24 protein-coding genes and 1 tRNA gene are annotated in these 23710 nt (G+C 71.7%); 18 read left to right on the forward strand and 7 right to left on the reverse strand.

From position 1 onward, the window contains the following. Positions 1-79: 79 nt before the first annotated feature. Positions 80-625 (forward strand): PadR family transcriptional regulator, encoded by a 546-nt coding sequence (locus tag ACFV1J_RS29485; protein WP_385863096.1) that lies wholly within the window; start codon positions 80-82, stop codon positions 623-625. Between the two features lie 61 nt (positions 626-686). Here ACFV1J_RS29485 and ACFV1J_RS29490 read toward each other — a convergent pair whose 3' ends face one another. Together ACFV1J_RS29490 and ACFV1J_RS29495 are read right to left on the reverse strand one after the other, a co-directional pair. Then, positions 687-1445 carry a response regulator transcription factor gene (locus ACFV1J_RS29490; protein ID WP_385863099.1) on the reverse strand — a complete coding sequence of 253 codons (759 nt, stop codon included), beginning with the start codon at positions 1443-1445 and terminating at the stop codon, positions 687-689. A gap of 107 nt (positions 1446-1552) precedes the next feature. Next, positions 1553-2644 (reverse strand): class I SAM-dependent methyltransferase, encoded by a 1092-nt coding sequence (locus ACFV1J_RS29495; RefSeq protein WP_385863101.1) that lies wholly within the window; start codon positions 2642-2644, stop codon positions 1553-1555. Positions 2645-2811: 167 nt separating this feature from the next. On the opposite strand from ACFV1J_RS29495, the gene ACFV1J_RS29500 reads away from it, so the two are divergent. From ACFV1J_RS29500 to ACFV1J_RS29525, 6 genes are all read left to right on the forward strand, one after another. Continuing rightward, positions 2812-3003 (forward strand): DUF1059 domain-containing protein, encoded by a 192-nt coding sequence (locus tag ACFV1J_RS29500; RefSeq protein ID WP_385863103.1) that lies wholly within the window; start codon positions 2812-2814, stop codon positions 3001-3003. A gap of 204 nt (positions 3004-3207) precedes the next feature. Beyond that, the gene (gene argC, locus ACFV1J_RS29505; RefSeq protein ID WP_385863104.1) at positions 3208-4236 is read left to right on the forward strand and encodes an N-acetyl-gamma-glutamyl-phosphate reductase; all 1029 of its coding nucleotides are present in this window, start codon (positions 3208-3210) and stop codon (positions 4234-4236) included. A 139-nt stretch (positions 4237-4375) separates the two neighbouring features. Then, positions 4376-5527: a bifunctional glutamate N-acetyltransferase/amino-acid acetyltransferase ArgJ gene (argJ, locus tag ACFV1J_RS29510; RefSeq protein ID WP_385863106.1), complete on the forward strand. Its 1152-nt coding sequence runs from the start codon at positions 4376-4378 to the stop codon at positions 5525-5527. After that, positions 5524-6471, forward strand: a complete 948-nt coding sequence (argB, locus tag ACFV1J_RS29515) for an acetylglutamate kinase (protein ID WP_385863108.1) — start codon at positions 5524-5526, stop codon at positions 6469-6471. Before argJ ends, argB begins: the two co-directional genes overlap by 4 nt. After that, positions 6468-7706, forward strand: coding sequence for an acetylornithine transaminase (locus ACFV1J_RS29520; RefSeq protein ID WP_385863110.1), 1239 nt, complete (start codon positions 6468-6470; stop codon positions 7704-7706). Before argB ends, ACFV1J_RS29520 begins: the two co-directional genes overlap by 4 nt. A gap of 8 nt (positions 7707-7714) precedes the next feature. Then, positions 7715-8257 carry an arginine repressor gene (locus ACFV1J_RS29525; RefSeq protein WP_385863111.1) on the forward strand — a complete coding sequence of 181 codons (543 nt, stop codon included), beginning with the start codon at positions 7715-7717 and terminating at the stop codon, positions 8255-8257. Positions 8258-8311: 54 nt separating this feature from the next. On the opposite strand, the gene ACFV1J_RS29530 is transcribed toward ACFV1J_RS29525, so the two are convergent. After that, positions 8312-8605 (reverse strand): hypothetical protein, encoded by a 294-nt coding sequence (locus tag ACFV1J_RS29530; protein ID WP_385863113.1) that lies wholly within the window; start codon positions 8603-8605, stop codon positions 8312-8314. A 389-nt stretch (positions 8606-8994) separates the two neighbouring features. Further along, positions 8995-9068: transfer RNA gene (locus tag ACFV1J_RS29535), tRNA-Pro, on the reverse strand. 152 nt (positions 9069-9220) lie between these two features. On the opposite strand from ACFV1J_RS29535, the gene ACFV1J_RS29540 reads away from it, so the two are divergent. From ACFV1J_RS29540 to ACFV1J_RS29565, 6 genes are all read left to right on the forward strand, one after another. Continuing rightward, entirely contained in the window at positions 9221-9592 is a 372-nt protein-coding gene (locus tag ACFV1J_RS29540; protein ID WP_385863193.1) for a DUF488 domain-containing protein, read from the forward strand. A gap of 138 nt (positions 9593-9730) precedes the next feature. Beyond that, entirely contained in the window at positions 9731-10927 is a 1197-nt protein-coding gene (locus ACFV1J_RS29545; RefSeq protein ID WP_385863115.1) for an argininosuccinate synthase, read from the forward strand. 118 nt (positions 10928-11045) lie between these two features. Beyond that, positions 11046-12479, forward strand: a complete 1434-nt coding sequence (gene argH, locus ACFV1J_RS29550) for an argininosuccinate lyase (protein ID WP_385863116.1) — start codon at positions 11046-11048, stop codon at positions 12477-12479. Positions 12480-12601: 122 nt separating this feature from the next. Then, positions 12602-13153 carry a TetR/AcrR family transcriptional regulator gene (locus ACFV1J_RS29555; protein WP_385863118.1) on the forward strand — a complete coding sequence of 184 codons (552 nt, stop codon included), beginning with the start codon at positions 12602-12604 and terminating at the stop codon, positions 13151-13153. Beyond that, the gene (locus ACFV1J_RS29560) at positions 13150-14697 is read left to right on the forward strand and encodes an MFS transporter (RefSeq protein ID WP_385863120.1); all 1548 of its coding nucleotides are present in this window, start codon (positions 13150-13152) and stop codon (positions 14695-14697) included. Before ACFV1J_RS29555 ends, ACFV1J_RS29560 begins: the two co-directional genes overlap by 4 nt. A 231-nt stretch (positions 14698-14928) precedes the next feature. Beyond that, positions 14929-16896 carry a bifunctional metallophosphatase/5'-nucleotidase gene (locus ACFV1J_RS29565; RefSeq protein WP_385863122.1) on the forward strand — a complete coding sequence of 656 codons (1968 nt, stop codon included), beginning with the start codon at positions 14929-14931 and terminating at the stop codon, positions 16894-16896. 65 nt (positions 16897-16961) lie between these two features. On the opposite strand, the gene ACFV1J_RS29570 is transcribed toward ACFV1J_RS29565, so the two are convergent. Further along, the gene (locus tag ACFV1J_RS29570) at positions 16962-17633 is read right to left on the reverse strand and encodes a lysophospholipid acyltransferase family protein (RefSeq protein ID WP_385863124.1); all 672 of its coding nucleotides are present in this window, start codon (positions 17631-17633) and stop codon (positions 16962-16964) included. A 340-nt stretch (positions 17634-17973) separates the two neighbouring features. Between ACFV1J_RS29570 and ACFV1J_RS29575 the strand changes: the two genes are divergently transcribed. Next, the gene (locus ACFV1J_RS29575) at positions 17974-19110 is read left to right on the forward strand and encodes a glycerophosphodiester phosphodiesterase (protein WP_385863126.1); all 1137 of its coding nucleotides are present in this window, start codon (positions 17974-17976) and stop codon (positions 19108-19110) included. 248 nt (positions 19111-19358) lie between these two features. Beyond that, on the forward strand, positions 19359-19862 hold the full coding sequence (locus ACFV1J_RS29580) for a GNAT family N-acetyltransferase (RefSeq protein ID WP_385863128.1): 504 nt from the start codon (positions 19359-19361) through the stop codon (positions 19860-19862). A gap of 87 nt (positions 19863-19949) precedes the next feature. Here the strand turns inward: ACFV1J_RS29580 and ACFV1J_RS29585 are convergent, their stop codons facing one another. Together ACFV1J_RS29585 and ACFV1J_RS29590 are read right to left on the reverse strand one after the other, a co-directional pair. Further along, positions 19950-20408: a hypothetical protein gene (locus ACFV1J_RS29585; protein WP_385863130.1), complete on the reverse strand. Its 459-nt coding sequence runs from the start codon at positions 20406-20408 to the stop codon at positions 19950-19952. Position 20409: 1 nt separating this feature from the next. After that, positions 20410-20769 (reverse strand): hypothetical protein, encoded by a 360-nt coding sequence (locus ACFV1J_RS29590; protein WP_385863132.1) that lies wholly within the window; start codon positions 20767-20769, stop codon positions 20410-20412. Between the two features lie 69 nt (positions 20770-20838). Between ACFV1J_RS29590 and ACFV1J_RS29595 the strand changes: the two genes are divergently transcribed. The 3 genes from ACFV1J_RS29595 (at position 20839) to ACFV1J_RS29605 (ending at position 23675) form a co-directional block, all read left to right on the forward strand. Further along, on the forward strand, positions 20839-21486 hold the full coding sequence (locus ACFV1J_RS29595; protein WP_385863134.1) for an HAD-IA family hydrolase: 648 nt from the start codon (positions 20839-20841) through the stop codon (positions 21484-21486). A gap of 372 nt (positions 21487-21858) precedes the next feature. Next, positions 21859-22941, forward strand: a complete 1083-nt coding sequence (locus ACFV1J_RS29600) for a methionine ABC transporter ATP-binding protein (protein ID WP_385863136.1) — start codon at positions 21859-21861, stop codon at positions 22939-22941. Further along, entirely contained in the window at positions 22938-23675 is a 738-nt protein-coding gene (locus ACFV1J_RS29605) for a methionine ABC transporter permease (protein WP_385863138.1), read from the forward strand. The genes ACFV1J_RS29600 and ACFV1J_RS29605 overlap by 4 nt, the downstream gene beginning before the upstream one ends. Positions 23676-23710 lie beyond the last annotated feature (35 nt).

The raw sequence follows: 23710 nt of genomic DNA on the forward strand, positions 1-23710 counted from the left end.
TCTCATTGAGATGGTCTCGGTGAGAGGGAAGGTATGGTCTCAATGAGAGGGTGTCAAGGGGAGTGGGAGGCGGCCGAGGATGGCGGAGTACAGCCCGGCGAGATACGTCGTGCTCGGTCTGATCGCCCGGCACGGCGCGATGACGCCGTACGAGCTCAAGTCCCGTGTCGAGGACGACATCCAGCCGTTCTGGCCGATCCTGCATGCGCAGCTGTACCGCATCCCGGCGGAGCTGGCGGCGGCCGGTCTGCTGCGCGAGGAGACCGAGACGGCGGGCCGCCGCCGGCGGATCTTCCACCTCACGGCACCGGGCCGCGCCGCCCTGGAACGCTGGCTCGCCGACCCGGACACCCCCGAGGCGGAGACCCGCGATCCGGCCCAGCTCAAGCTGTTCTTCGCCGATCTCGGCGCCGCCGCGGACATCGTCGCGCTGGCCACCCGGCAGGCCGAACGGCACCGCGGATGGCTCGCCCACTACGAGTCGCTGCGCGCGGCCCTCGATCCGGCCCAGGACTCCCGGCAGCGCTCGCGGGCCCGGCTGCTGCGCCTCGGCGTGCTGCACGAGCGGGCCCACGCGGAGTTCTGGGAGTCGGTGGCCGCCGACCCGGACCGGCTGGACGACTGAGGAGGGCGGCAACCGCCGCTACCGGACCGACCGGACGACTGAGGCGGGCGGGCAACCGCCGCTACCGGACCGACCGGACCGCCGCCGCCTCCCGGGTCAGCCATGCGTTCGCCGCCTCGACCCGGCCGCCGACCCGCAGTTTCGCGTAGGCGTGCTCCAGGTGCTTGTCGACCGTGCGCGGGCTGATCGCCAGCCGGTGCGCGATCTGCTGGTTCGTCAGACCGCGGGCCAGCAGGGTGAGTACGGCGGACTCCCGGCGGGTGACCGGCGGCGGGGCGGGCGCCGCCGGGAGCCGGGTGAGGACCCGGGTGAGCCGGCTGCGCAGCAGTGCGGCGGTGGCCACGTCGTCGTCGGAGAAGTCGCTGCCGCCCCGGTTGATGACCACGCACACCTTGCGCGGCGGTTCGCCGGCGCCGCCGGCCGGGAACGACATCGCGAGCTGCTGCTCGGCGCCCAGCGGCCGGTACACGTCCGAGTAGGCGGCCAGCGCGTGGTACTCCCGGCAGGTCTGCAGCGTCGAGCGGCGCATCGGCGTACCGGGACCCACGGTGGTGTGCAGCACGAGCGGGTCGGAGCCCGCCTCGCGGGCGAAGGCGTCGCGGAGGTCCTGGCCCAGCAGTCCGGCGGGGACGGTGAGCGGGCGCTCCGCACTCCCGGCGTGCGGCGACCAGACGATGCTGTCGCCCGGGACCGCACCGAGCAGCAGCGGGAGCAGCACCGGAACGAGGGTGTCCTCGTCGACGGCATCGATGACGGCATCCATCAGGAGGTCCACGACGGCGAGGATCCGCCGCAGGCCGACCTCCGCGGCCGGGGTCATGTTTCCAGCGTGCCGAGGGGGGCCGGGGCCCGTCAAGGCAGGTCCGCCCGGCCCCCGGGGTGCCACCCGGCCGGCCGGGGGAAGACCGGCCGGGCGCGTCAGGCGCCTTAACGCCCGACGGCATAGACGCGGTTGACCGGGCTCTCGGCGGCGAGCCGCCAGTGGTGCAGCCCGGCGTGGTCGGCGATCGTGCGCATCGCCTCCTCACCCGCGTGGTTACCCAGCGCCTGCGGTCCGTGCTGGGCCAGCGCGGACGGCAGGCAGACGGCGACCGAGGCGGCGGTCAGCGCCCGGCCGACGGGGTTGGTGTTCTCCTGGGCGTTGCCCGACGCGTTCGGCTCGACGATCATGCAGGTGCCGCCGTCGGCCAGCGCGTGCTCGGCGTGCCGGAGCGCGCCGCCCGGGTCGCCGATGTCGTGCAGACAGTCGAAGAACGTGATCAGGTCGAAGTCCTCGCCCGGGAAGTCCTGTGCGGTGGCGACGTCGAAGCTGACCCGGTCGGCCAGTCCCCGCTCGGCCGCGATGCCACGGGCGGCCTCCACCGACGGGCGGTGGAAGTCGAAACCCCGGAAGGACGACCGGGGGAAGGCCCGGGCCATCAGCGTCGTGGACCAGCCGTAGCCGCACCCGACGTCGGCGACCCGCGCACCGCGCTCCAGCTTCTCCACCACGCCGTCCAGCGCGGTCAGCCACTCCGGTACCAGCGCGGCCGCGTAGCCGGGGCGGAAGAACTTCGCGGTGCCGGCGAACAGCGCCGGTCCGTGCTCCTCCCAGCCGACCCCCTCGCCGGTGCGGAAGGCGTCCATCAGGCTGTCCTCGGTGGCGTACACGGCCTGCAGCATGGTGAAGAACCCGGCGGCGTACGTGCTCCGGTCCGGGTCCGCCAGCACGGCGGCGTGCTCGTCGGGCAGCTGGTAGGTGTCGGTCCCGGGGGCGTAGGTGACGTACTCGCCGGCCACCTGGGCGTCGAGCCATTCGCGGACGTAGCGCTCGACCAGGCCGGTGCGGGCGGCGAGCCGGGCGGAGGTGACCGGACCGGCGCCGGCCATGGCCGTGTAGAGGCCCAGCCGGTCGCCGAGCGAGGTGCACAGCCCGGCCACCGCGGCCCCGCCGTCGGTGATCACCTTCTCCAGGAACTCCTGCACCCGCTCCTGGTCCACGGCGCCCAAGGGGGCGCCGGCCGAGGTCGAAGTCGCCACGTCCCGCACCTCCCGTCGCCTCCACGAGCGGCCACCCTCGCCTTCACGAGCGGCCACCAGGTCGTCTTCCACTCCACCAGCCCGGCGGTCCCGCGCGCCATACGGGATTCGCCGTATACGGCGGCCCCGGGCGCCCGCCGACACTGGGAGTGAGGAGGTGCGGCGCCATGCGCAAGAAGATCGACTGCCGTGACTACCCGAGCGAGACCAACTGCTCCCTCGTGATCTCCGGCGAGGAGGAAGAGGTGGTGCGCGCGGCCACCGAGCACGCGATATCCGTCCACGGCCACACCGACGGCCCCGAGCTGCGGGACCAGATCCGGTCCTCCCTGAAGAACGAGATGCCGCAGCCCGCCTGAGCCGCAGTCGCCCGAGCCGCGGCGCACCCGCCCGCCGGGGACCGCCGAGGCCCTCCGCCGCCCCGCAGCACGGGGCGGCGGCCGCACGCGCGGCCGGGAAAAGGGCGCAGCATCATCAAAAGGGTGCGGCATCAGCGCGTAACCTCAGGGCATTGCATAAAACTGCCACGGTCCGTATAGTCATGCCATCAACGAGGAGGGTCCATGACGGTACGAGCGGCAGTGGCCGGTGCGAGCGGGTACGCGGGCGGTGAAGTCCTGCGTCTGCTGCTCGCCCACCCCGAGGTGGAGATCGGCGCGCTGACGGCCAACTCGAACGCCGGGCAGCGCCTGGGCGCACTCCAGCCCCATCTGTTCCCGCTGGCCGACCGCGTCCTGGACGAGACCACTCCCGAGGTCCTCGCCGGCCACGACGTCGTCTTCCTGGCGCTGCCGCACGGCCAGTCCGCGGCCGTCGCCGAGCAGCTCGGCCCGGACGTCCTCGTCGTCGACATGGGCGCCGACTTCCGGCTGAAGGACGCCGGCGACTGGCAGGCCTTCTACGGCAGCGAGCACGCCGGGACCTGGCCCTACGGGCTCCCCGAACTGCCGGGTGCCCGCGCGGCGCTTGCCGGGTCCCAGCGCATCGCGGTGCCCGGTTGCTACCCGACGGCCGTCTCGCTGGCCCTCTTCCCGGCGTACGCCGCGGGGCTCGCCGAGAACGAGGCCGTGATCGTCGCCGCCTCCGGCACCTCCGGCGCCGGCAAGGCCCCCAAGCCGCACCTGCTCGGCTCGGAGGTCATGGGCTCCATGTCCCCGTACGGCGTCGGCGGCGGCCACCGGCACACCCCCGAGATGATCCAGAACCTCAGCGCGGTCGCGGGCGAGCGGATCTCGGTCTCCTTCACGCCCACCCTGGCGCCCATGCCGCGCGGCATCCTGGCCACGTGCAGCGCGAAGGCCAAGGACGGTGTCACCGGGGAGTCCCTCCGCGCCGCCTACGAGAAGGCCTTCGCCGACGAGCAGTTCGTGCACCTCCTGCCCGAGGGCCGGTGGCCGGCCACGGCGGCCGTGTACGGCTCCAACGCCGTCCAGATCCAGATCGCGCACGACGCGGCCGCCGGCCGCATCATCGTGATCAGCGCCATCGACAACCTCACCAAGGGCACCGCCGGCGGTGCCGTCCAGTCCATGAACATCGCCCTCGGTCTCGACGAGACCACGGGGCTCTCGACGATCGGAGTCGCGCCGTGAGCTGGGGGTCCCGCCCAGCGGTAGCTGGGGGAGCGCGCGCAGCCGCCGGGCCGCAGTTGACGACGAAAGCCGCGCCGCTGCGCTGCGCGGGCGACGGTGACATGAGCCGCTTCCGCGGCGGAGCGAACAAGGAGACACAGTGAGTGTGACGGCAGCCAAGGGGTTCACGGCGGCGGGGATCGCTGCCGGGATCAAGGACAGCGGGAACCCGGACCTGGCCCTCGTGGTCAACAACGGGCCCCGTCAGGCCGCCGCGGGCGTCTTCACCTCCAACCGCGTCAAGGCCGCCCCGGTCCTCTGGTCCGAGCAGGTCCTCAAGGGCGGCGCGGTCTCCGCCGTCGTCCTCAACTCCGGCGGGGCCAACGCCTGTACCGGCCCCAAGGGCTTCCAGGACACCCACGCCACCGCCGAGAAGGTCGCCGAGGTCCTCGGCCTGAGCGCGGGCGAGGTGGCCGTCGCGTCCACCGGCCTGATCGGCGTCCTGCTCCCCATGGACAAGCTGCTCCCCGGCATCGAGACCGCCGCCGCGCAGCTCTCCGAGCACGGCGGCGAGAAGGCCGCCATCGCCATCAAGACCACCGACACCGTGCACAAGACCGCGGTCCACCAGGGCGACGGCTGGACCGTCGGCGGCATGGCCAAGGGCGCCGGCATGCTCGCGCCCGGCCTCGCCACCATGCTCGTCGTGCTCACCACGGACGCCGACCTCGACGGTGACGTCCTGGACCGGGCCCTGCGGGACGCCACCAAGGTCACCTTCGACCGGGTCGACTCCGACGGCTGCATGTCCACCAACGACACCGTCCTCCTCCTCGCCTCCGGAGCCTCCCAAGTGGCCCCGGAATACGCGGAGTTCGCCGCCGCCGTACGGACCGTCTGCGACGACCTGGGCCAGCAGCTGATCCGGGACGCCGAGGGCGCCAGCAAGGACATCAAGGTCGAGGTGATCAACGCCGCGAGCGAGGCGGACGCCGTCGAGGTCGGCCGCTCCATCGCCCGTAACAACCTCCTCAAGTGCGCCATCCACGGCGAGGACCCGAACTGGGGCCGGGTGCTCTCCGCCATCGGCACCACCGCCGCCACCTTCGAGCCGGACCAGCTCAACGTCGCCATCAACGGCGTCTGGGTCTGCAAGAACGGCTCGGTGGGGGAGGACCGCGACCAGGTCGACATGCGCTACCGGGAGGTGCGGATCACCGCCGACCTCGCCGCCGGCACCGAGTCCGCGGTCATCTGGACCAACGACCTCACCGCCGACTACGTCCACGAGAACAGCGCGTACTCGTCATGACCACTACCCGCAAGCACACCGCGCTGCCCAAGGCCCGCACGCTCATCGAGGCGCTGCCCTGGCTCACCCGGCACCACGGCAAGACCGTCGTCATCAAGTTCGGCGGCAACGCGATGGTCGACGAGGAGCTCAAGCGCGCCTTCGCCCAGGACGTGGTCTTCCTGCGGCATGCCGGACTGCGCCCCGTCGTCGTGCACGGCGGCGGCCCGCAGATCAGCGCCCATCTGGACCTGCTCGGCCTGTCGTCGGAGTTCAAGGGCGGCCTGCGGGTCACCACCCCCGAGGCGATGAACGTGGTCCGGATGGTGCTGGCCGGCCAGGTGCAGCGCGAGCTCGTCGGGCTGCTCAACGAGCACGGTCCGCTCGCCGTCGGCATGACCGGCGAGGACGCCCATCTGATGACCGCCACCAAGCACTACGCCGACATCGACGGTGAGCGGGTGGACATCGGCCGGGTCGGCGAGATCACCGACATCGACCCCGGCGCGGTCCAGGCGCTGCTGGACGACGGCCGGATCCCGGTCATCTCCTCCATCGCCCGCAGCAACGACGAGGAGGACGTACAGCCGGGTGCGTCCGGTGCCTCCGGTGCCTCGGGCGTCTTCAACGTCAACGCCGACACCGCCGCGGCCGCCCTGGCCGCCGCCCTCGGCGCCGAGACGCTGATGGTCCTCACCGACGTCGAGGGCCTCTACGAGGACTGGCCGAACAGCGACGAGGTGATCTCCCGCCTGACCGCCGGCGAACTGGAGAAGCTGCTGCCCGACCTGGCCAGCGGCATGGTGCCGAAGATGCAGGGCTGCCTGTACGCGGTGCGCAACGGCGTGCGCACCGCCCGGGTCATCGACGGGCGGGTCCAGCACTCGATCCTGCTGGAGATCTTCACCGACGAAGGAATCGGCACGATGGTCGTGCCGGACGCGGAAACCGAGGGGGAGTCATGAGCCAGGAGGCGCACGATCAGGGCCCGTTGACCAACGAGGGCCTCACCCGGCGCTGGCAGGGCGCCATGATGGACAACTTCGGCACCCCGCGCGTCCCCCTCGTCCGCGGCGAGGGCGTCAAGGTGTGGGACGCCGACGGCAAGGAGTACCTCGACTTCCTCGGCGGTATCGCGGTCAACGCCCTCGGGCACGCCCACCCCGCCGTGGTCCGCGCGGTGTCCGACCAGATCGCCACCCTCGGCCATGTCTCGAACTTCTTCGTCGCCGAGCCCACCGTGGCCCTCGCCGAGCGGCTGCTCGCGCTGGCCGGCGGGCGTCCCGGCCGGGTCTACTTCTCCAACTCCGGCGCCGAGGCCAACGAAGCCGCCTTCAAGATCGGCCGGCTGACCGGGCGCACCCACATGGTCGCCACCGAGGGCGGCTTCCACGGCCGCACCATGGGCGCCCTCGCGCTCACCGGCCAGCCCGCCAAGCAGGCCCCGTTCGCCCCGCTCCCCGGAGACGTCACCCACGTCCCGTACGGCGACGTGGCGGCGCTCCGGGCCGCCGTCACCACCGACACCGCCCTGGTCGTCCTGGAGCCGGTCCAGGGCGAGAACGGCGTGGTCGTACCGCCGCCCGGCTACCTCCGGGCCGCCCGCGAGATCACCGCCGCCACCGGCACCCTGCTCGTCCTGGACGAGATCCAGACCGGCATCGGCCGGACCGGGCACTGGCTGGAGTCCCAGGCGCAGGGCGTCGAGGCGGACATCATCACCCTCGCCAAGGGCCTCGGCGGCGGCCTGCCGATCGGCGCCACGCTCGCCTTCGGCCCCGCCGCCGGCCTGCTCACCCCCGGGTCGCACGGCTCGACGTTCAGCGGCAACCCAGTCGTCTGCGCCGGTGCCCTCGCCGTCCTCGACACCATCGAGGCGGACGGAATCCTCGGGAACGTCAAGCGCGTCGGCGAGCGGCTGCGGGACGGGATCGAGGCGCTGGGCGACCCGATGGTCGGTCAGGTCCGCGGCGCGGGCCTGCTCCTCGGTATCGTCTTGACGGAGCCGCTCGCGCCACGCGTGCAGCAGGCGGCTCAGGACGCGGGTCTCCTGGTGAACGCGGTCGCGCCGGACGTCATCCGGCTCGCCCCGCCGCTGATCGTCTCCGACGACGAGGCGGACACGTTCCTGCGGAGGCTCCCCGCCGTCCTCAGCACGGTCCGCCAAGGGGCCGACGGGGAACAACGATCCGGAGACTGACGAGACCGATGAGCGAGCCGCAGGACAACGAGGCGTACAACGGCGGTCAGGCCGTACCGCAGACCCGCACCGCCCGCCACCGCCGGATCGTGGACATCCTCAACCGGCTGCCGGTGCGCTCCCAGAGCCAGCTCGCGAAGCTGCTCGCCGACGACGGCCTGTCCGTCACCCAGGCGACGCTCTCCCGCGACCTGGACGAACTGGGCGCGGTGAAGATCCGCAACACCGGTGGCGAGCTGATCTACGCGGTGCCCAGCGAGGGCGGCGACCGCAAGCCGCGCGCCCCGCTGGGCGAGTCCGCCAAGGAGGAGCGGATGCGTCGCCTCTCCGGCGAACTCCTCATCTCCGCCGAGGCGTCCGCCAACCTCGTCGTGCTGCGCACCCCGCCGGGCGCCGCCCAGTTCCTGGCCTCCGCCATCGACCAGGCGGAGCTGCACGACATCCTCGGCACCATCGCCGGCGACGACACCCTGATGCTCATCAGCCGCGACCCGCACGGCGGCCAGGCCCTCGCCGACCACCTGCTCCGCCTGGCCCAGAAAGCCCGCTGAACCGTCTCCCGCCTCACCGGCGGGAGCACAGGGAGGTGCCGGCGGTCGTTCCCTCTACACCTTCGCCTCGTGCCACGACACGCACACCAGTTGGTCGCCGCGCTTCTCCCACAGATCGCACAGCCGGGCGCGGACCACCGGCGGGTCGGTCCTACGGTCGTGGAACTCGGTGACGACCCGGTTTCCCTCGAAGCGCCGGACCGCGTATTTCTCTGCGAAGTCGATTCCGTGCTGGTGCTCCAGATCGAGGTTCGCGAGAGCGTAGCGCTGTGCCGTGTCGGGGTATTTCTCAAATACCTCCGTGATCGCGGAAAAGAATTCGGCATCCTTGTCGGGTGCGTAGGCCATGGCTTTCTCCTGTTCAACGGGAACGAGGTGGCCCCCCGTCCGACGGGCAGCCCTTGCAGCCGCCCGCCCGCCACCAGGCTGCTTCCGCCGTGTTCGGTGCGCCAGTTGAGCCGGCGATCGGTCCGTGCTGTGAGGCTGTACGGGTGATATCGGCGGCGCAGCGGGAGTCGCCCACTCAAGGAGGAGAATTCCCCGGCGTGCGGCGCGGACGTCGCACGGAGAGAAAGCGGCGGTCGCGCGGAGAAGAGGCGGCAAAAGAAAGCAGGGCGGCAAAAGAAAAGCAGGGGCGCTTGCTGTGGCATGAGAGAAGAGCGCCCCCGCATGGCAAAAGGCCCTGCCGCACAGAAGTGCGGCAGGGCCTTTCCTCGGGCCTTGGGCCCTTTGCACCGTCGGGACGACAGGATTTGAACCTGCGACCCCTTGACCCCCAGTCAAGTGCGCTACCAAGCTGCGCCACGTCCCGGTGCTGCGGCCGGCCGGAGTGGTCCCGGCCGGGGCGTGCAGAAGAAAAATACCCTGTCCCGGGCCGTGATTCCAAAGCGGGGTCCCCGAGGGGCGCTTCCCGGTCTCGCGGCGGGGTGGTGGCTTCCGTGTTTCGATGGGGGTATGGGTGAAATGTCCGACGGTGCGGGGATCCGGGCGCGGCGGGTGTACGAGCCGGCCGAGAAGGCGGACGGGGCGCGGGTGCTGGTGGACCGGCTGTGGCCGCGCGGGCTGTCCAAGGAGGACGCGCGGCTGACGGAGTGGTGCAAGGAAGTGGCGCCCTCCTCGGAGCTGCGGCGCTGGTACGGACATGAAGAGGGGCGGTTCGAGCGGTTCGCCGAGCGGTACCGCGCGGAGCTGGCGCGGGAGGAGGCGGTCGGGGCGGCGCTGGAGCGGCTGCGGGGGCTCGCCGACGAGGGCCCGCTGACGCTGCTGACGGCGACGAAGGAGCTCCCGCTCAGTCATGTCGCCGTGCTGATCGAGGTGCTGGAGAAAGGACTCTGAGGGGGTTCGGTATGCGGCTGATTCCTCCGCCCCTCGTCGACCGCACTTCGCTGACCTGGTCATTCCCCCGTTCATTGACGAAACATACGGTGGAGTGCATACTTATGCCTATCGAAGAATGCAGGTAAGGAGAGACCCGTGACCGAGCGCGTCGTACTCGCCTACTCGGGAGGCCTGGACACCTCCGTCTGCATCGGCTGGATCGCCGAGGAGACGGGCGCCGAGGTCATCGCCGTCGCCGTGGACGTCGGTCAGGGCGGCGAGGACCTGGACGTCATCCGCAAGCGGGCGCTCTCCTGCGGCGCGGTCGAGGCCGAGGTCGCGGACGCCAGGGACGAATTCGCCGACGAGTACTGCCTCCCGGCGATCAAGGCCAACGCGCTGTACATGGACCGGTACCCGCTGGTCTCCGCGCTCTCCCGGCCGGCGATCGTCAAGCACCTGGTGGCCGCCGCCAGGAAGCACGGCGCCACCACCGTCGCCCACGGCTGCACCGGCAAGGGCAACGACCAGGTCCGCTTCGAGACCGGCATCTCCTCCCTCGCCCCCGACCTGAAGTGCATCGCCCCGGTCCGTGACTACGCCATGACCCGGGACAAGGCGATCGCCTTCTGCGAGGAGAAGAACCTCCCGATCGCCACCACCAAGAAGTCGCCGTACTCCATCGACCAGAACGTCTTCGGGCGGGCCGTGGAGACCGGCTTCCTGGAGGACATCTGGAACGCGCCCATCGAGGACGTCTACGAGTACACCCGGAACCCGGCCACCCCGCGCGAGGCCGACGAGGTCGTCATCACCTTCCACGAGGGCGCACCGGTCGCCCTCGACGGCAGGCCCGTCACCGTCCTGCAGGCCATCAAGGAACTCAACCAGCGGGCCGGCGCCCAGGGCATCGGCCGGATCGACCTGGTCGAGGACCGTCTCGTCGGCATCAAGTCCCGCGAGGTGTACGAGGCGCCCGGCGCCATCGCGCTGATCACCGCCCACCAGGAGCTGGAGAACGTCACCGTCGAGCGTGAACTCGCCCGCTACAAGCGGCAGGTCGAGCAGCGCTGGGGCGAGCTGGTCTACGACGGCCTGTGGTTCTCACCGCTCAAGCGGGCGCTGGACGGCTTCGTCGACGAGGCCAACCGGTTCGTGTCCGGCGACATCCGGATGACGCTGCACGGCGGCCGCGCCGTGGTCACCGGCCGGAAGTCCGACCAGTCGCTGTACGACTTCCACCTGGCGACGTACGACACCGGCGACACCTTCGACCAGTCGCTCTCGAAGGGCTTCATCGAGCTCTTCGGCATGTCCAGCAAGATCGCGGCGCGGCGTCAACTGCGGGCGTGACCCGACGCGACCCGGCCGGAGCCCGGCTCGTTGGCCCGGCGACACTCCGTACCACGGCCGCCTCCCCGCCCAGCGGTGGGGAGGCGGCCGCACATCCCACCCCTTGCGAGGAGCAGCAGTGAGCAGCAACAGCGGTGACGTCCGGCTCTGGGGCGCTCGGTTCGCCGACGGTCCCGCCGAGGCCCTGGCCCAGCTGTCGGCGTCCGTCCACTTCGACTGGCGCCTCGCGCCGTACGACCTCGCCGGCTCGCGGGCGCACGCCCGGGTCCTGCACAAGGCCGGGCTGCTCAGCGACGACGAACTGGCGCGGATGATCGCCGGGCTCGACCAGCTCGAAGCCGACGTCGCCGACGGCTCGTTCACCGGAACCGTCGCCGACGAGGACGTGCACACCGCCCTGGAGCGCGGGCTGCTGGAGCGGCTCGGCCCGGACCTCGGCGGCAAGCTGCGGGCCGGCCGGTCCCGCAACGACCAGGTCGCCACCCTCTTCCGGATGTACCTGCGCGACCACGCCCGGATCATCGGCGGACTGATCGCCGACCTCCAGGAGGCGCTGATCGGCCTGGCCGAGGCCCACCCGGACGTGGCGATGCCGGGCCGTACGCATCTGCAGCACGCCCAGCCGGTGCTGTTCGCGCACCACGTGCTGGCGCATGTGCAGTCGCTGTCCCGGGACGCCGAGCGGCTGCGGCAGTGGGACGAGCGGACCGCCGTCTCGCCGTACGGCTCGGGCGCGCTGGCCGGTTCGTCCCTCGGGCTCGACCCGGAGGCGGTGGCCCGGGACCTCGGCTTCGAGCGCGGCAGCGCCGGCAACTCCATCGACGGCACCGCCTCCCGCGACTTCGTCGCCGAATTCGCGTTCATCACCGCGATGATCGGGGTGAACCTCTCGCGCATCGCGGAGGAGGTCATCATCTGGAACACGAAGGAGTTCTCCTTCGTCACCCTCCACGACGCCTTCTCCACCGGCTCGTCGATCATGCCGCAGAAGAAGAACCCGGACATCGCGGAGCTGGCGCGCGGCAAGTCCGGCCGCCTGATCGGCAATCTGACCGGCCTGATGGCGACGCTCAAGGCGCTGCCGCTCGCGTACAACCGCGACCTGCAGGAGGACAAGGAGCCGGTCTTCGACTCCTGCGACCAACTGGAGCTGCTGCTCCCGGCGTTCACCGGCATGATGGCCACCCTGACCGTCCACCGCGAGCGGATGGCGGAGCTGGCCCCGGCCGGGTTCTCGCTCGCCACCGACATCGCCGAGTGGCTGGTCAAGCAGGGCGTGCCGTTCCGGGTGGCGCACGAGGTCGCCGGCAGCTGCGTCAAGGAGTGCGAGGCGCACGGCATCGAGCTGGACCAGCTCACCGACGAGCAGTTCGCCAAGATCTCGCCGCATCTGACCCCCGAGGTCCGCGAGGTGCTCAACGTCCCCGGCGCGCTCGCCGCGCGCAGCGGCCGCGGGGGCACCGCGCCCGCCGCGGTGGCGGTCCAGCTCGCCGAGATGCGTGCCGACCTGGTGGGGCAGCAGGAGTGGGCGGCGGCCAAGCAGCCGAAGTAGGCAACGGCACGGATCCGTATCGGCGGCCCGTACCCGGAGGACATCCGGGTACGGGCCGCCGTGCGTGCAGCATGAATGCCTCTGGTGAGACATCAATGTCTCATTCGGCTATCCTCTGTCTCATGGCCGTGGATCGTGAACGCGTACTCAAGGAAGCCGCCGCGCTGCTGACCCGCCGGGCGTCGACGTCGATGGACGAGATCGCCCGGGCCGCCGGCATCAGCCGGGCCACCCTGCACCGGCACTTCGCCGGACGGGACGCCCTGATCAGAGCGCTCGAAGAACACGGCATCGCCCGGTTCACGCAGGCGATGGACACCGCCCGGCTCGACGACGGCGACGCCCCCGGCGCGCTGCGCCGGCTGATCCGGGAGGCCGAACCGGTCGCCGCCGTCCTCGCGTTCCTCTTCACCGAGAACCAGCTCTTCGAGGACGGCGAGATCAACGCCGGCTGGGCGGAACTCGACGCCCGCATCACCGCCCTCTTCCGGCGCGGCCAGGAGGACGGCGACTTCCGCCTCGACCTGAGCGCCGCCTGGTTCACCGAGGCCTTCTACGGCCTGATCGGCGCCGGCGCCTGGGCCGTCCACGAAGGACGGGTCGCCCGCAACGACCTCACCCACTCGATCGCCGAGCTGCTGCTCGGTGGCATCCGACGGAGCATGGAGAAATGACCGAGACCATAGCGTCAGGCCGGGCCGGTTCGGCCCATGTGGACGACCAGCCCCGCCCCGGACGCTGGCTCGCGCTCGCCGTCCTGGTCCTGGCCGTCCTGCTGGTCGGCGTCGACGCCACGGTCCTCGGCCTCGCCACCCCCTTCCTCAGCGAGGACCTCCGCCCGTCCGGCACCCAACTGCTGTGGATCGGCGACATCTACTCCTTCGTCATCGCCGGCCTGCTGGTCTCCATGGGCAGCCTCGGCGACCGCATCGGACGCAAGAAACTGCTGCTGATGGGCTCGGTCGCGTTCGGCGCGATGTCGGTGCTCGCCGCCTACTCCACCAGCCCGGAGATGATGATCGCCGCCCGGGCACTGCAGGGCGTCGCCGGCGCCACCCTGATGCCGGCCACCCTCGCGCTGATCCGCAACCTCTTCCACGACCCCAGGGAACGCAGCCTGGCCATCGGCATCTGGGGCGCGATGGCCTCGGCCGGCATGGCCGTCGGCCCGGTCCTCGGCGGCTTCCTGCTGGGCCACTTCTGGTGGGGCTCGGTCTTCCTCATCAACCTGCCGGTGATGCTGCTGCTGGTCGTGGTCGGCGCCAAGGTGATCCCCGAGTCCCGCAACCCCGACCCCGGCCCCTGGGACATCCCCAGCGTCCTGCTGACCCTGGTCGGCATCGTCGGCGTCGTCTACGCCATCAAGGAAGCCGCGGTGGACGGCTACCGCTGGGACGTCGCGGTGACAGCCGTCCTCGGCGTCCTCGCCCTCGTCGTGTTCGTCCGCCGGCAGCTCACCCTGGAATCCCCGCTGCTCAACATGAAGCTCTTCCACCACCGGGGCTTCTCCGGCGCCGTCCTCGCCGACCTGCTGACCATCCTCGGACTGTCCGGACTGGTCTTCTTCCTCTCCCAGTTCCTCCAGATGGTGCAGCTGCGCTCGCCGCTCAACGCCGGACTGGTCGAACTCCCGGCCGCGGTCGGCGCGGTGGGCGCCGGCCTCGCCGCCGGATGGGTCGCCCGCAAGCTGTCCGTACGGATCGTGGTGGCGGGCGGCCTGGCCATGGTCGGGATCGCGCTGGCCGGCTGCACCACCCTGCACGGCGACACCGGCACCGCCGCGATGTGCGTCATCCTCTTCGTCGTCGGCGTCGGCGCCGGCTTCTCCTTCACCGTCACCGCCGACGTCATCCTCTCCAGCGTCCCCAAGGAGGAGGCCGGCGCCGCCTCCGCGGTCTCCGAGACCGCCTACGAACTGGGCGCCGCGCTCGGCATCGCCCTGCTCGGCTCCATCGTCACCAGCATCTACCGCGGCTTCCCCGCCCCGGCGGGCATCCCCGAGCACGCCGTCGGCGCGGCCCGGGAATCGCTCGGCGGCGCCGTCGAGACCGCCGTCCAGCTCCCCTCCCACCAGGGCGCGGCCCTGATGAGGGCGGCTCAGCACTCCTTCGTGGGCGGCGTGGACGCCGCGGCCGCGGTCGCCTCCGGCGTACTGCTCGCCGCGGCGGTCGCCGCCTGGTTCCTGCTCCGCGGCCAGGAACTCGCCGACAGCCGGTAACCCCGCCGCACGCCCCTCCGCTCCGCCGGACGGCGGTCGCACCCCCGCCCCAGGGCGTGTCTGATGGATCACCCCGCCCCGCACCCGCGATGATCCACGGGACACGCCCTGGGGGCGACTGTCCCCCGCCCGTTCACGCCCGGTACGCGCGCTGGTGACCGGCCGTCAGGCGCGGCTCGTTTGACTCTCCGGTCGTCCCCCTACGGACGGCCCGCTCAGGAGAGTGACGCAGTGCGCGACATCGGACGACGGTCCTTCTTCACCGCCGCGGGGGCCCTGGCCACCGCGAGCGCCATCGGAAGCAACGCCTACGCCACCGGCCACGCCCGCGACGCGGCCACCGCCGACGAATACGTCGACGTCCAGCTCCTCAACATCACCGACCTGCACGGCTATCTGCAGGGCGCGCCCGGCGCCCACTCCGTCATCACCGGTGCCGGCGGGAAGACCTACACCGTGGGCGGCGTCGCCTACATGGCCGCCCACCTGGAGCGGCTGCGCGACGGCCGCCGCAACTCGCTCTTCTTCGCCCCCGGCGACCTCTTCTCCGGCTGGGAGTTCGACGCCGCCGCCTTCGCCGACGAGCCCACCATCGAGGCGCTCAACGCCATGGGCCTGGACTTCGCCTCCGCCGGGAACCACGAATTCGACAAGTCCGCGCGCTTCCTGACCTCGCACATGGAGGACGGCGACGCCTTCCCGACCGCCGGGCGCGACGACGACTTCAAGGACTCCACCGGACGCCGCTTCCGCGGCGCGGACTTCCCGTACTACAGCGCCAACATGGTGTGGAACGCCACCGGCGAACGCGTCCTTCCGCCGTACAACATCGTGCACGTGGACGCCGGCCGCGGGCGCCGGCTGCCGATCGGCTTCATCCATCTGACCGCCATCGGCACCGAGTCCTTCCCCGGCTCCTACCAGCCCGGCCTGCGCACCCTGGACGAGCTGGAGACCGCCAACCGCTGCGCCGCCGAGCTGAAGTCACGCGGCGTCAACGCGATCGTGCTGAGCATGCACGACGGCGCGGTGGCCGGCAGCGACTTCTCCAGCGGCAAGAACCCCTCCGGACCGGCCTACGAACTGGCGCTGCGCGCCTCGCCGGACATCGACGCCATCGTCACCGGCCACTGGCACTGCGCCTTCACCATGATGCTGCCCGACCCCGACGGCGAGCCCCGCCCCTTCGTCGAGGCCGGCTGCTACGGCCAGATCATCAACGAGATCAATCTGCGTCTCGACCCGGACACCGGGGCCGTCGTCCGGGAGCTGACCACCTCCGTCAACCACCCCAACACCCGCGATGTGGCGCCCGACCCGGACCTGCGGTCCATCGCCTCCTACTGGGCCGGCTACGGCAGCCGGCGGGCCCGCACCAAGATCGGCACCCAGACCGCCTCCTTCACCCGGCGCCGCAACGCGCTGGGGGAGTCCACCATGGGCAACCTCGTCGCCGACTGGGCCCTGTGGGCCGGCCGGCAGCCGCCCGGCCCGATGGCCGACCCGGCCGAGCACCCTGACACCCCCGCCGACCTCGCGGTCATCGCGGTCGCCCCGCGCGTCGGCCAGGCCGTGATCGCCGGGGACCTGATCCGTGACGAGGAGGCGGACGGCACCGTCACCTTCGCCCAGGCCTGGAACGCGGTCGGCTTCGGCGACCCGATCGTCACCGTCACCGTCACCGGCCGGCAGATCCACGACGCCCTGGAGGAACAGTGGGCGCCGACCCCCGGCGGCGGCCTCGGCTTCTCACCCCTCGCCGTCTCCGCCAACGTCCGCTACACCTTCGACGCCGCCGGCAGGGTCGGCCGCCGGGTGGACCCCGCCGACGTCCTCATCGACGGCACCGCCCTCGACCTCGAGCGCAGCTACCGCCTCGCCGCGCCCTCCTACACCCTCATCAACCAGGACGGTTTCAGCGCCTTCACCGGCTTCACCGCACCCGTGCGGCACACCCGCGACTTCGAGAGCTTCATCGCCTTCGTACGGACCCGCAAGCGGCTGGTGCCCGCCCCGCTCAACCGGGTCGCGGTCAAGAACGCCGACGCACGCGGCGCCCGCACCGGCACCGTCACCCAGCGCCAGCAACTGCTCCAGGACGGCAGTGTGGTGCCGCGCCCCGAGGCGGCGCTGCGCACCGCGCTGACCGGCGGCGCCGAGGGCCAGCGCGCCCCCGGCGGCTTCCGGGTGCCCTGCTGACACACCACGGGCCCCGCCCGCAGCTGCGGACGGGGCCCGGTGACCGTCGTGTCGGAGGCGTCGGCTCAGGCAGCGGCCCTGGCCTTGGTGGCGTAGATGTCGACGTACTCCTGGCCGGACAGCTCCATGACCTCGCTCATCACCTCGTCGGTGACGGCCCGCAGGACATAGCGGTCGCGGTCCATCCCGTCGTACCGGGAGAAGTCCAGCGCCTCGCCGAAGCGGATGGTGACCGGGGCGATCCGCGGCCGGCCCTTGCCGCCGGGCTGCACCTTGTCCGTGCCGATCATCGCGAACGGGACGACGGGCGCGCCGGTCATCAGGGCGAGCCGGGCGATACCGGTACGGCCGCGGTAGAGACGGCCGTCGGGGGAGCGGGTGCCCTCGGGGTAGATGCCGAACGCCTTGCCCTCCTCCAGGACCCGGCGGCCGGTCATCAGGGCCGCCACCCCGCCGTGGCCGCCGTCCCGGTCCACCGGGATCATGCCGGCGCTGGTGAAGAACCACGCCATCAGCCGGCCCTTGATGCCGGTGCCGGTGACGTACTCGTCCTTGCCGATGAAGTACACCGGCCGTTTGACCACCAGGCTGAGGAACAGCGAGTCGACGAAGGTGACGTGGTTGCCGGCCAGGATCACCGGTCCGGTCGCCGGAATGCGCTCCATACCCTCGACCTTCGGGCGGTAAAGGACACGCATGACGAATCCGAGAATCGCCTTGAGCACAATGCGGGACAACGGGTCCTCCGGGTCGTGGCTGGCCGGTCAGGGTCAAGCGGGCGCAGAACTCTGCAGCCCAGGACGATACTCGCGGGTCATTCCCGCGCGCACATCGGGTTCATGAGGTCGATACGCACAGTTGACTCACGGTTGACGTGTGTTACCACCATGTTCCCCCCGAAGTCGTCGTGCGTCTCCCCGGCATGACCCGTCCGTGCCTACGATCGGCCCGGTTCCGTGGGCGCCCTTGCAACACGCCTCGGCGCGGACCGGAAAACACCCGGAAAGCGCCCGGAAGCACCCGGAAGTACTGAAGCGCCCGGAACGCACGATACGACGCACAACAAGGAGCGTGGGTATGCAGAAGCGGCAGCAGCCGGGACGGCGGACGGTGCTGGGGGCGGCGGCCCTCGGCGCGGGGGCGGCGGTGTTCGGCGGGGCCGGGCAGGCGAGCGCCGCCGGGCCCGGCACCGCGGGCCGGGAACTGCCGGTCCCGCTGATCGTCGGCCACCGCGGCGCCAGCGGCTACCGCCCCGAGCACACCTTCGGCTCCTACCAACTCGCCCTCGACATGGGCGCGGACGTCATCGAGCAGGACCTCGTGCCCACCAAGGACGGCCATCTGGTCTGCCGGCACGAGAACGACATCACCGCCACCACCGACGTCTCCGCGCACCCGGAGTTCGCCGACCGCAGGACCACCAAGACCGTCGACGGCCAGCAGCTGACCGGGTGGTTCACCGAGGACTTCACGCTCGCCGAACTCAAGACCCTGCGCGCCAAGGAGCGCATACCGGGCACCCGCCAGCACAACACCCTCTACGACGGCCGGTGGCAGGTGCCCACCTTCGAGGAGGTCCTGCAGTGGGCCGAGCGGGAGGGCCGCAAGCGGGGCCGCCGGGTCTGGCTGCACATCGAGACCAAGCACCCCACCTACTTCCGCAAGCTCGGCCTCGGCCTGGAGGAGCGCCTCGCCAAGGCCCTGCGCGCCCACGGCCGGCACCGCCGCAACTCCCCGAACTTCCTGCAGTCCTTCGAGCCCAGCAGCATCCGGCGCCTCGGCGAGCTCGTCGACTGCCCCAAGGTGGTCCTGCTGGGCACGCTCAAGGACCGCCCCTGGGACTTCACCGAGGCGGGCGACCCGCGCACCGTCGCCGACCTGGTCACGCCCGAGGGTCTGAAGTGGATCGCCGGCTTCGCCGAGGGCATCGGCCCGGACCTGACCGTGATCATCCCGCGGGACAAGGACGGCAAGCTCGGCACGCCCACCTCCGTCGTCAAGGACGCGCACGCCGCCGGGCTGGTCCTGCACCCGTACACGGTCCGTAACGAGAACACGTTCCTGCCCGCCGACTACCGCCGCGGCACCGACCCCGACGCCTACGGCGACTCCCTCGGCGTCTTCAAGGCGTACCTCGGCACCGGCATCGACGGGCTGTTCTCCGACAACCCGGACACCGCGCTACTGGCCGCCGCCGAGTTCCGCACGGGCTGACCGGCCGCCCGCCACCGCCCGGCACCGGGCCCCTGACCTCCCCCGAACTCTCATCTGAGTTGGGAATGTCACAGAAGAGCTCGGTGCCGGTCCGTTCCGCTTGCCCCAATTGCCTGCGCAGAATGCTCCCGGCGGCGATTGCCGCCGCCACATTCCGGGGAGTCCGGAAGTCAGGGCACCACGTCCGGGCGCACACCCCTCTCACCCTCGCGCGCCCGGGCCAACCGAATAAGGGGAGGCATACGCGCATGGGCACGAGCGTGACCATCTCTGCGGCGACCGACGAGGACGCCGAGCAGATCCTCAAACTGCAGTACCTCTGTTACCAGTCGGAGGCCGCGCTGTACGACGACTACGGCATCGAGCCGCTCACCCAGACGCTGGCCGCACTGCGCGCCGAACTGAGCGAGGGTTGCGTGCTGGTGGCCCGGCTGGGCGACGAGGTGGTCGGATCCGTGCGCGGCACCGTCGACGCGGCCGGCACCGCGGCGATAGCCAAGCTCATCGTGCACCCCCGGCTCCAGCGGCACGGCCTCGGCGGCCGGCTGCTGGCCGCGGTCGAGCAGCGGCTGGCCGAGGAGCGCTCGGCCACCCGTTTCCGCCTCTTCACCGGCCACCGCAGCGAGGGCAATCTCCGGCTGTACCGCAGCCACGGCTACGCGCCCGTGGGTACCGAGCAGCTCAGCCGGCGGCTGAGCCTGGTCACGCTGGAGAAGGAGGCCGCGGCCGAGGAGTTCGTGGCCCAGGCGTAGCGGCTCGGAAGGGGAACGGGCCCGCGTGGGGGCGGGCCCGTCCACCGCCGGCCGGCCGTTCGTGCCGTCCCTGCCGGAAGGCGGCCGTTACGCCGTGCGCGCCCGGCGCAGCCACAGCATCCCGGTGACCGGCAGCAGGACCGGGATGAAGAGGTAGCCCATGCCGTAGTCCGACCAGACCGTGGCGTCGGGGAACGCCGACGGCTCCACCAGCGTCCAGGTGCCCACGGTCAGCACGCCCACCAGCTCCGCCGCACAGCACACCAGCGCCGCCCGGCGGGCCCGGTCGCCGCCGCGGACCAGCGAGTAGGTGATGAAGCCGTAGACCAGCCCGGCGAGCGCGGAGAGCGCGTACGCCAGCGGGGCCCGGTCGAAGTCCGTGGCGATCTGGAAGGCGGAGCGCGACACGGCTCCGACGACCATCACGCCGTACAGCCAGACCAGCAGGATCCCGGGGCCGCTGATCAGCTTCCGGCGGGTGCCCGGCGCCCCCTCCCCGGCGGTGCGGTCGGTCGCCGTCACCTCGGCTTCCCCGGATGCCGTCATGTCAGCCTCCCCAGATGTCGAACAGGCGCACCTCGAGCACGGCCAGCACCACGCCGCCGGCGGACACCGTCAGCGAGCCCCAACGGCTGCGCTCCGCAAGGGACATGAAGCCCGCGGCGGGAACACACGCGAACGCGCCGAGCAGATACGCCACGAAGATCGTCGTGCCCTGCGCGGGCTGCTCGCCGCGCGCCAGCTGGACGATGCCGACGACCAGCTGCACCACGGCGAGCAGCGACACCACGGCCATACCGATGAAGTGCCAGTCCATGGTCCGCTGGTCCCGGTAGGCGGCGAAACCGCACCAGGCGGCGAGCGCGAGCGCGGCCACGCCGATCGCGACCGTCAGGGCATCAAGCATGCCGAGACCCTATTACGGGCCGAAAAGCCCGATGCGCCCGCCCCTGGACCGCACATACGCTCGGTCCCCATGAAGATCCACGCGGACGCGCTCCTCTTCGACAACGACGGCACCCTGATCTCCACCCTCGACTCCGTCCACCGCTGCTGGACCCGCTGGGCCCAGGAGTACGGCATCGCCCCCGAGGACTTCGCCGGGGTCGAGCTGCACGGCCGCCCGGCGGCCGAGATCGCCGCCGACCTGCTCCCGGCCGGCAAGGTGCCCGGCGCGCTGGCGCGGATCGAACAGCTGGAGGTCGAGGACGTCGCCGGGGGAGTGACGCTGCTGCCCGGCACCCGCGCCCTGCTGGACGGCCTGCCCGCCGAGCGGTGGGCGGTGGTCACCTCCGCCACCCGGCGGCTCGCCGAGGCCCGCCTCGGCGAGGTCGGCATCCGGCCGAAGAAGCTGATAGCCGCCGACGACATCACCCGCGGCAAGCCCGACCCGGAGCCGTTCCTGCTGGCCGCCCGCCGGCTCGGCGTGGACCCGGCCCGCTGCGTCGTCTTCGAGGACGCCCCGGCCGGGCTGGCGGCGGGCCGCGCGGCCGGCATGACCACCGTGGCGTTGACCACAACCCACCCGGCCGCCGAGCTCCTCGCCGATGTCGTCGTCCCCGATCTGTCGGCGGTATCCGCGCAGGCCACGGACGGGACGATGGAGATCACCCTGGCCGGATGAGGCGCTGTCCACGGGCCGGTCGGTCCTGTCCGCAATCCGGACAGGTTTGATCGGCCCGCACAGCCGTCTGGTTTACTTGCCGCCATGACCACGACGAGCAACCGCACCCCTGCGACCGAGGCGAACCTGACGCCCGGTGCTCGTTGCATGTGTCGAATGTGTGACCGCTGAGGGCCCCCGCCTGAGCCTCGCGCCCCGAAGCGAGACCCATGCCGTGCACCGGTCCCCGACCGCGCCGGCCGCCCCGCGTCACCGGAACCAGGAGCCGGGCCCCGCGCCCGCCACCGCTCCCGTTCCCCCCTGCCGCACTCGCAAGAATGCCCCGTGCCCGGCGGCGACCCCGCCGAGCACTCGACAGTGACGGAATTCCCTGTGATCACCACAACGGGCCTGACCAAGGTCTACCGTTCAGGAGACCGCGACGTCACCGCCCTGGACGGCGTCGACCTGCACGTCCGCGAGGGCGAGGTGTACGGCGTCATCGGCCAGAGCGGCGCCGGCAAGTCCACCCTCATCCGCTGCCTCAACCTCCTGGAGCGACCCACCTCCGGCACGGTCACCGTCGCCGGCCAGGACCTCACCGCCCTCGCCGGGCGGGGCCAGCGCGCCGGCGCCGCACTGCGCGCCGCCCGCAGCCACATCGGCATGGTCTTCCAGCACTTCAACCTGCTGTCCTCGCGCACCGTCCAGGACAACGTCGAACTGCCGCTGGAGATCCTCAAGGTCGACCGCCGCGAACGCTCCCGCAAGGCCCTGGAACTGCTGGACCTGGTCGGCCTCGCCGACAAGGCCAAGGCCTACCCCGCCCAGCTCTCCGGCGGCCAGAAGCAGCGCGTCGGCATCGCCCGCGCCCTGGCCGGCGACCCCAAGGTGCTGCTCTCCGACGAGGCCACCAGCGCCCTCGACCCGGAGACCACCCGCTCCATCCTGACGCTGCTGCGCGACCTCAACCGCCAACTCGGCCTGACCATCGTCCTCATCACGCACGAGATGGACGTCGTCAAGACCATCTGCGACTCGGCCGCGCTGATGAAGAACGGCCGCGTCGTCGAGCAGGGCACCGTCGCCGAACTGCTCGCCACCCCCGGCTCCGAGCTCGCCCGCGAGCTCTTCCCGGTCGGCGGCGAGCCCTCGGGCGACGACCGCACCGTCGTCGACGTCACCTTCCACGGCTCGGCCGCCACCCGCCCGGTGATCTCCGAGCTGGCGCGCACCTACAACGTCGACATCTCGATCCTCGGCGCCGCCATGGACACCGTCGGCGGCAAGCAGATCGGCCGGATGCGGATCGAACTGCCCGGCCGCTTCGAGGAGAACGTCGTCCCGATCGGCTTCCTGCGCGAGCAGGGCCTCCAGGTCGACGTCGCCGACGTGGCCGACCTCGCCCCCGACACCGCCGCCGTGGCCGTCCCGGCGCCCGCCGCCGCCCCGCTCCTCAAGGAAGGTGCCAAGTGAGCTGGACCGAGATGCAGCCGCTGCTCTACGACAACACGCTCGACACCCTCTTCATGGTGTGGTGGTCGACGTTCTACGCGGTGCTCTTCGGCATCCCGGCCGGCGTGCTGCTGCATCTGACCGACCGCGGCGCCCTGCTGCAGAACGTCGTGGTGAACAAGGTCCTCGGCGCGATCGTGAACATCGGACGGTCCTTCCCGTTCCTGATCCTCATCGTCGTGCTGATCCCCTTCACCCGGCTCGTCGTCGGCGTCTCCATCGGCCCCACCGGCGCGGTCGTCCCGCTCGCCATCGCCGCCATACCGTTCTTCGCCCGCCTCGTCGAGGCCGCGCTGCGCGAGGTCGACCACGGCCTGGTGGAGGCCGCCCAGGCGATGGGCGGCGGCACCTGGACCATCATCTTCAAGGTGCTGCTGCCGCAGGCGCTGCCCGCGCTGGTCGCGGCCGTCACCACCACCGTCATCACGCTGATCGGCTACTCCGCGATCGCCGGTGCGGTCGGCGGCGGCGGACTGGGCAACCTCGCCTACACCTACGGCTACCAGCAGTACGAGACCGCCCTGATGATCACCACCGTCGTCGAGCTGATCGTCCTGGTCACCCTCGTCCAGCTGCTCGGTGACCTGATCGTCCGCCGGCTCGCCGGTCGCGGCACCCGCCCCTCCTCGCCCGTACGCGTCGGCCTGCGCCGCGCCCGCACCGAGGAGCCGGCGGCCGTCACCGAGGCCGCCTGACCCCACGAACCACCCGCGTCACCCGCACCACCCGA

It is taken from the genome of Streptomyces sp. NPDC059649 (assembly GCF_042734445.1).
Taxonomy (GTDB): domain Bacteria; phylum Actinomycetota; class Actinomycetes; order Streptomycetales; family Streptomycetaceae; genus Streptomyces.

Bases quoted from the DNA above. Each gene is read 5' to 3' on its own strand.
- ACFV1J_RS29490 (WP_385863099.1), bottom strand. From the start codon at position 1,445: ATGACCCCGGCCGCGGAGGTCGGCCTGCGGCGGATCCTCGCCGTCGTG.
- ACFV1J_RS29540 (WP_385863193.1), top strand. From the start codon at position 9,221: ATGTCCGACGGTGCGGGGATCCGGGCGCGGCGGGTGTACGAGCCGGCC.
- ACFV1J_RS29500 (WP_385863103.1), top strand. From the start codon at position 2,812: ATGCGCAAGAAGATCGACTGCCGTGACTACCCGAGCGAGACCAACTGC.
- ACFV1J_RS29575 (WP_385863126.1), top strand. From the start codon at position 17,974: ATGCAGAAGCGGCAGCAGCCGGGACGGCGGACGGTGCTGGGGGCGGCG.
- ACFV1J_RS29595 (WP_385863134.1), top strand. From the start codon at position 20,839: ATGAAGATCCACGCGGACGCGCTCCTCTTCGACAACGACGGCACCCTG.
- ACFV1J_RS29560 (WP_385863120.1), top strand. From the start codon at position 13,150: ATGACCGAGACCATAGCGTCAGGCCGGGCCGGTTCGGCCCATGTGGAC.
- ACFV1J_RS29520 (WP_385863110.1), top strand. From the start codon at position 6,468: ATGAGCCAGGAGGCGCACGATCAGGGCCCGTTGACCAACGAGGGCCTC.
- ACFV1J_RS29585 (WP_385863130.1), bottom strand. From the start codon at position 20,408: ATGACGGCATCCGGGGAAGCCGAGGTGACGGCGACCGACCGCACCGCC.
- ACFV1J_RS29525 (WP_385863111.1), top strand. From the start codon at position 7,715: ATGAGCGAGCCGCAGGACAACGAGGCGTACAACGGCGGTCAGGCCGTA.
- ACFV1J_RS29530 (WP_385863113.1), bottom strand. From the start codon at position 8,605: ATGGCCTACGCACCCGACAAGGATGCCGAATTCTTTTCCGCGATCACG.
- ACFV1J_RS29580 (WP_385863128.1), top strand. From the start codon at position 19,359: ATGGGCACGAGCGTGACCATCTCTGCGGCGACCGACGAGGACGCCGAG.
- argB (WP_385863108.1), top strand. From the start codon at position 5,524: ATGACCACTACCCGCAAGCACACCGCGCTGCCCAAGGCCCGCACGCTC.
- ACFV1J_RS29590 (WP_385863132.1), bottom strand. From the start codon at position 20,769: ATGCTTGATGCCCTGACGGTCGCGATCGGCGTGGCCGCGCTCGCGCTC.
- ACFV1J_RS29485 (WP_385863096.1), top strand. From the start codon at position 80: ATGGCGGAGTACAGCCCGGCGAGATACGTCGTGCTCGGTCTGATCGCC.
- argC (WP_385863104.1), top strand. From the start codon at position 3,208: ATGACGGTACGAGCGGCAGTGGCCGGTGCGAGCGGGTACGCGGGCGGT.
- ACFV1J_RS29555 (WP_385863118.1), top strand. From the start codon at position 12,602: ATGGCCGTGGATCGTGAACGCGTACTCAAGGAAGCCGCCGCGCTGCTG.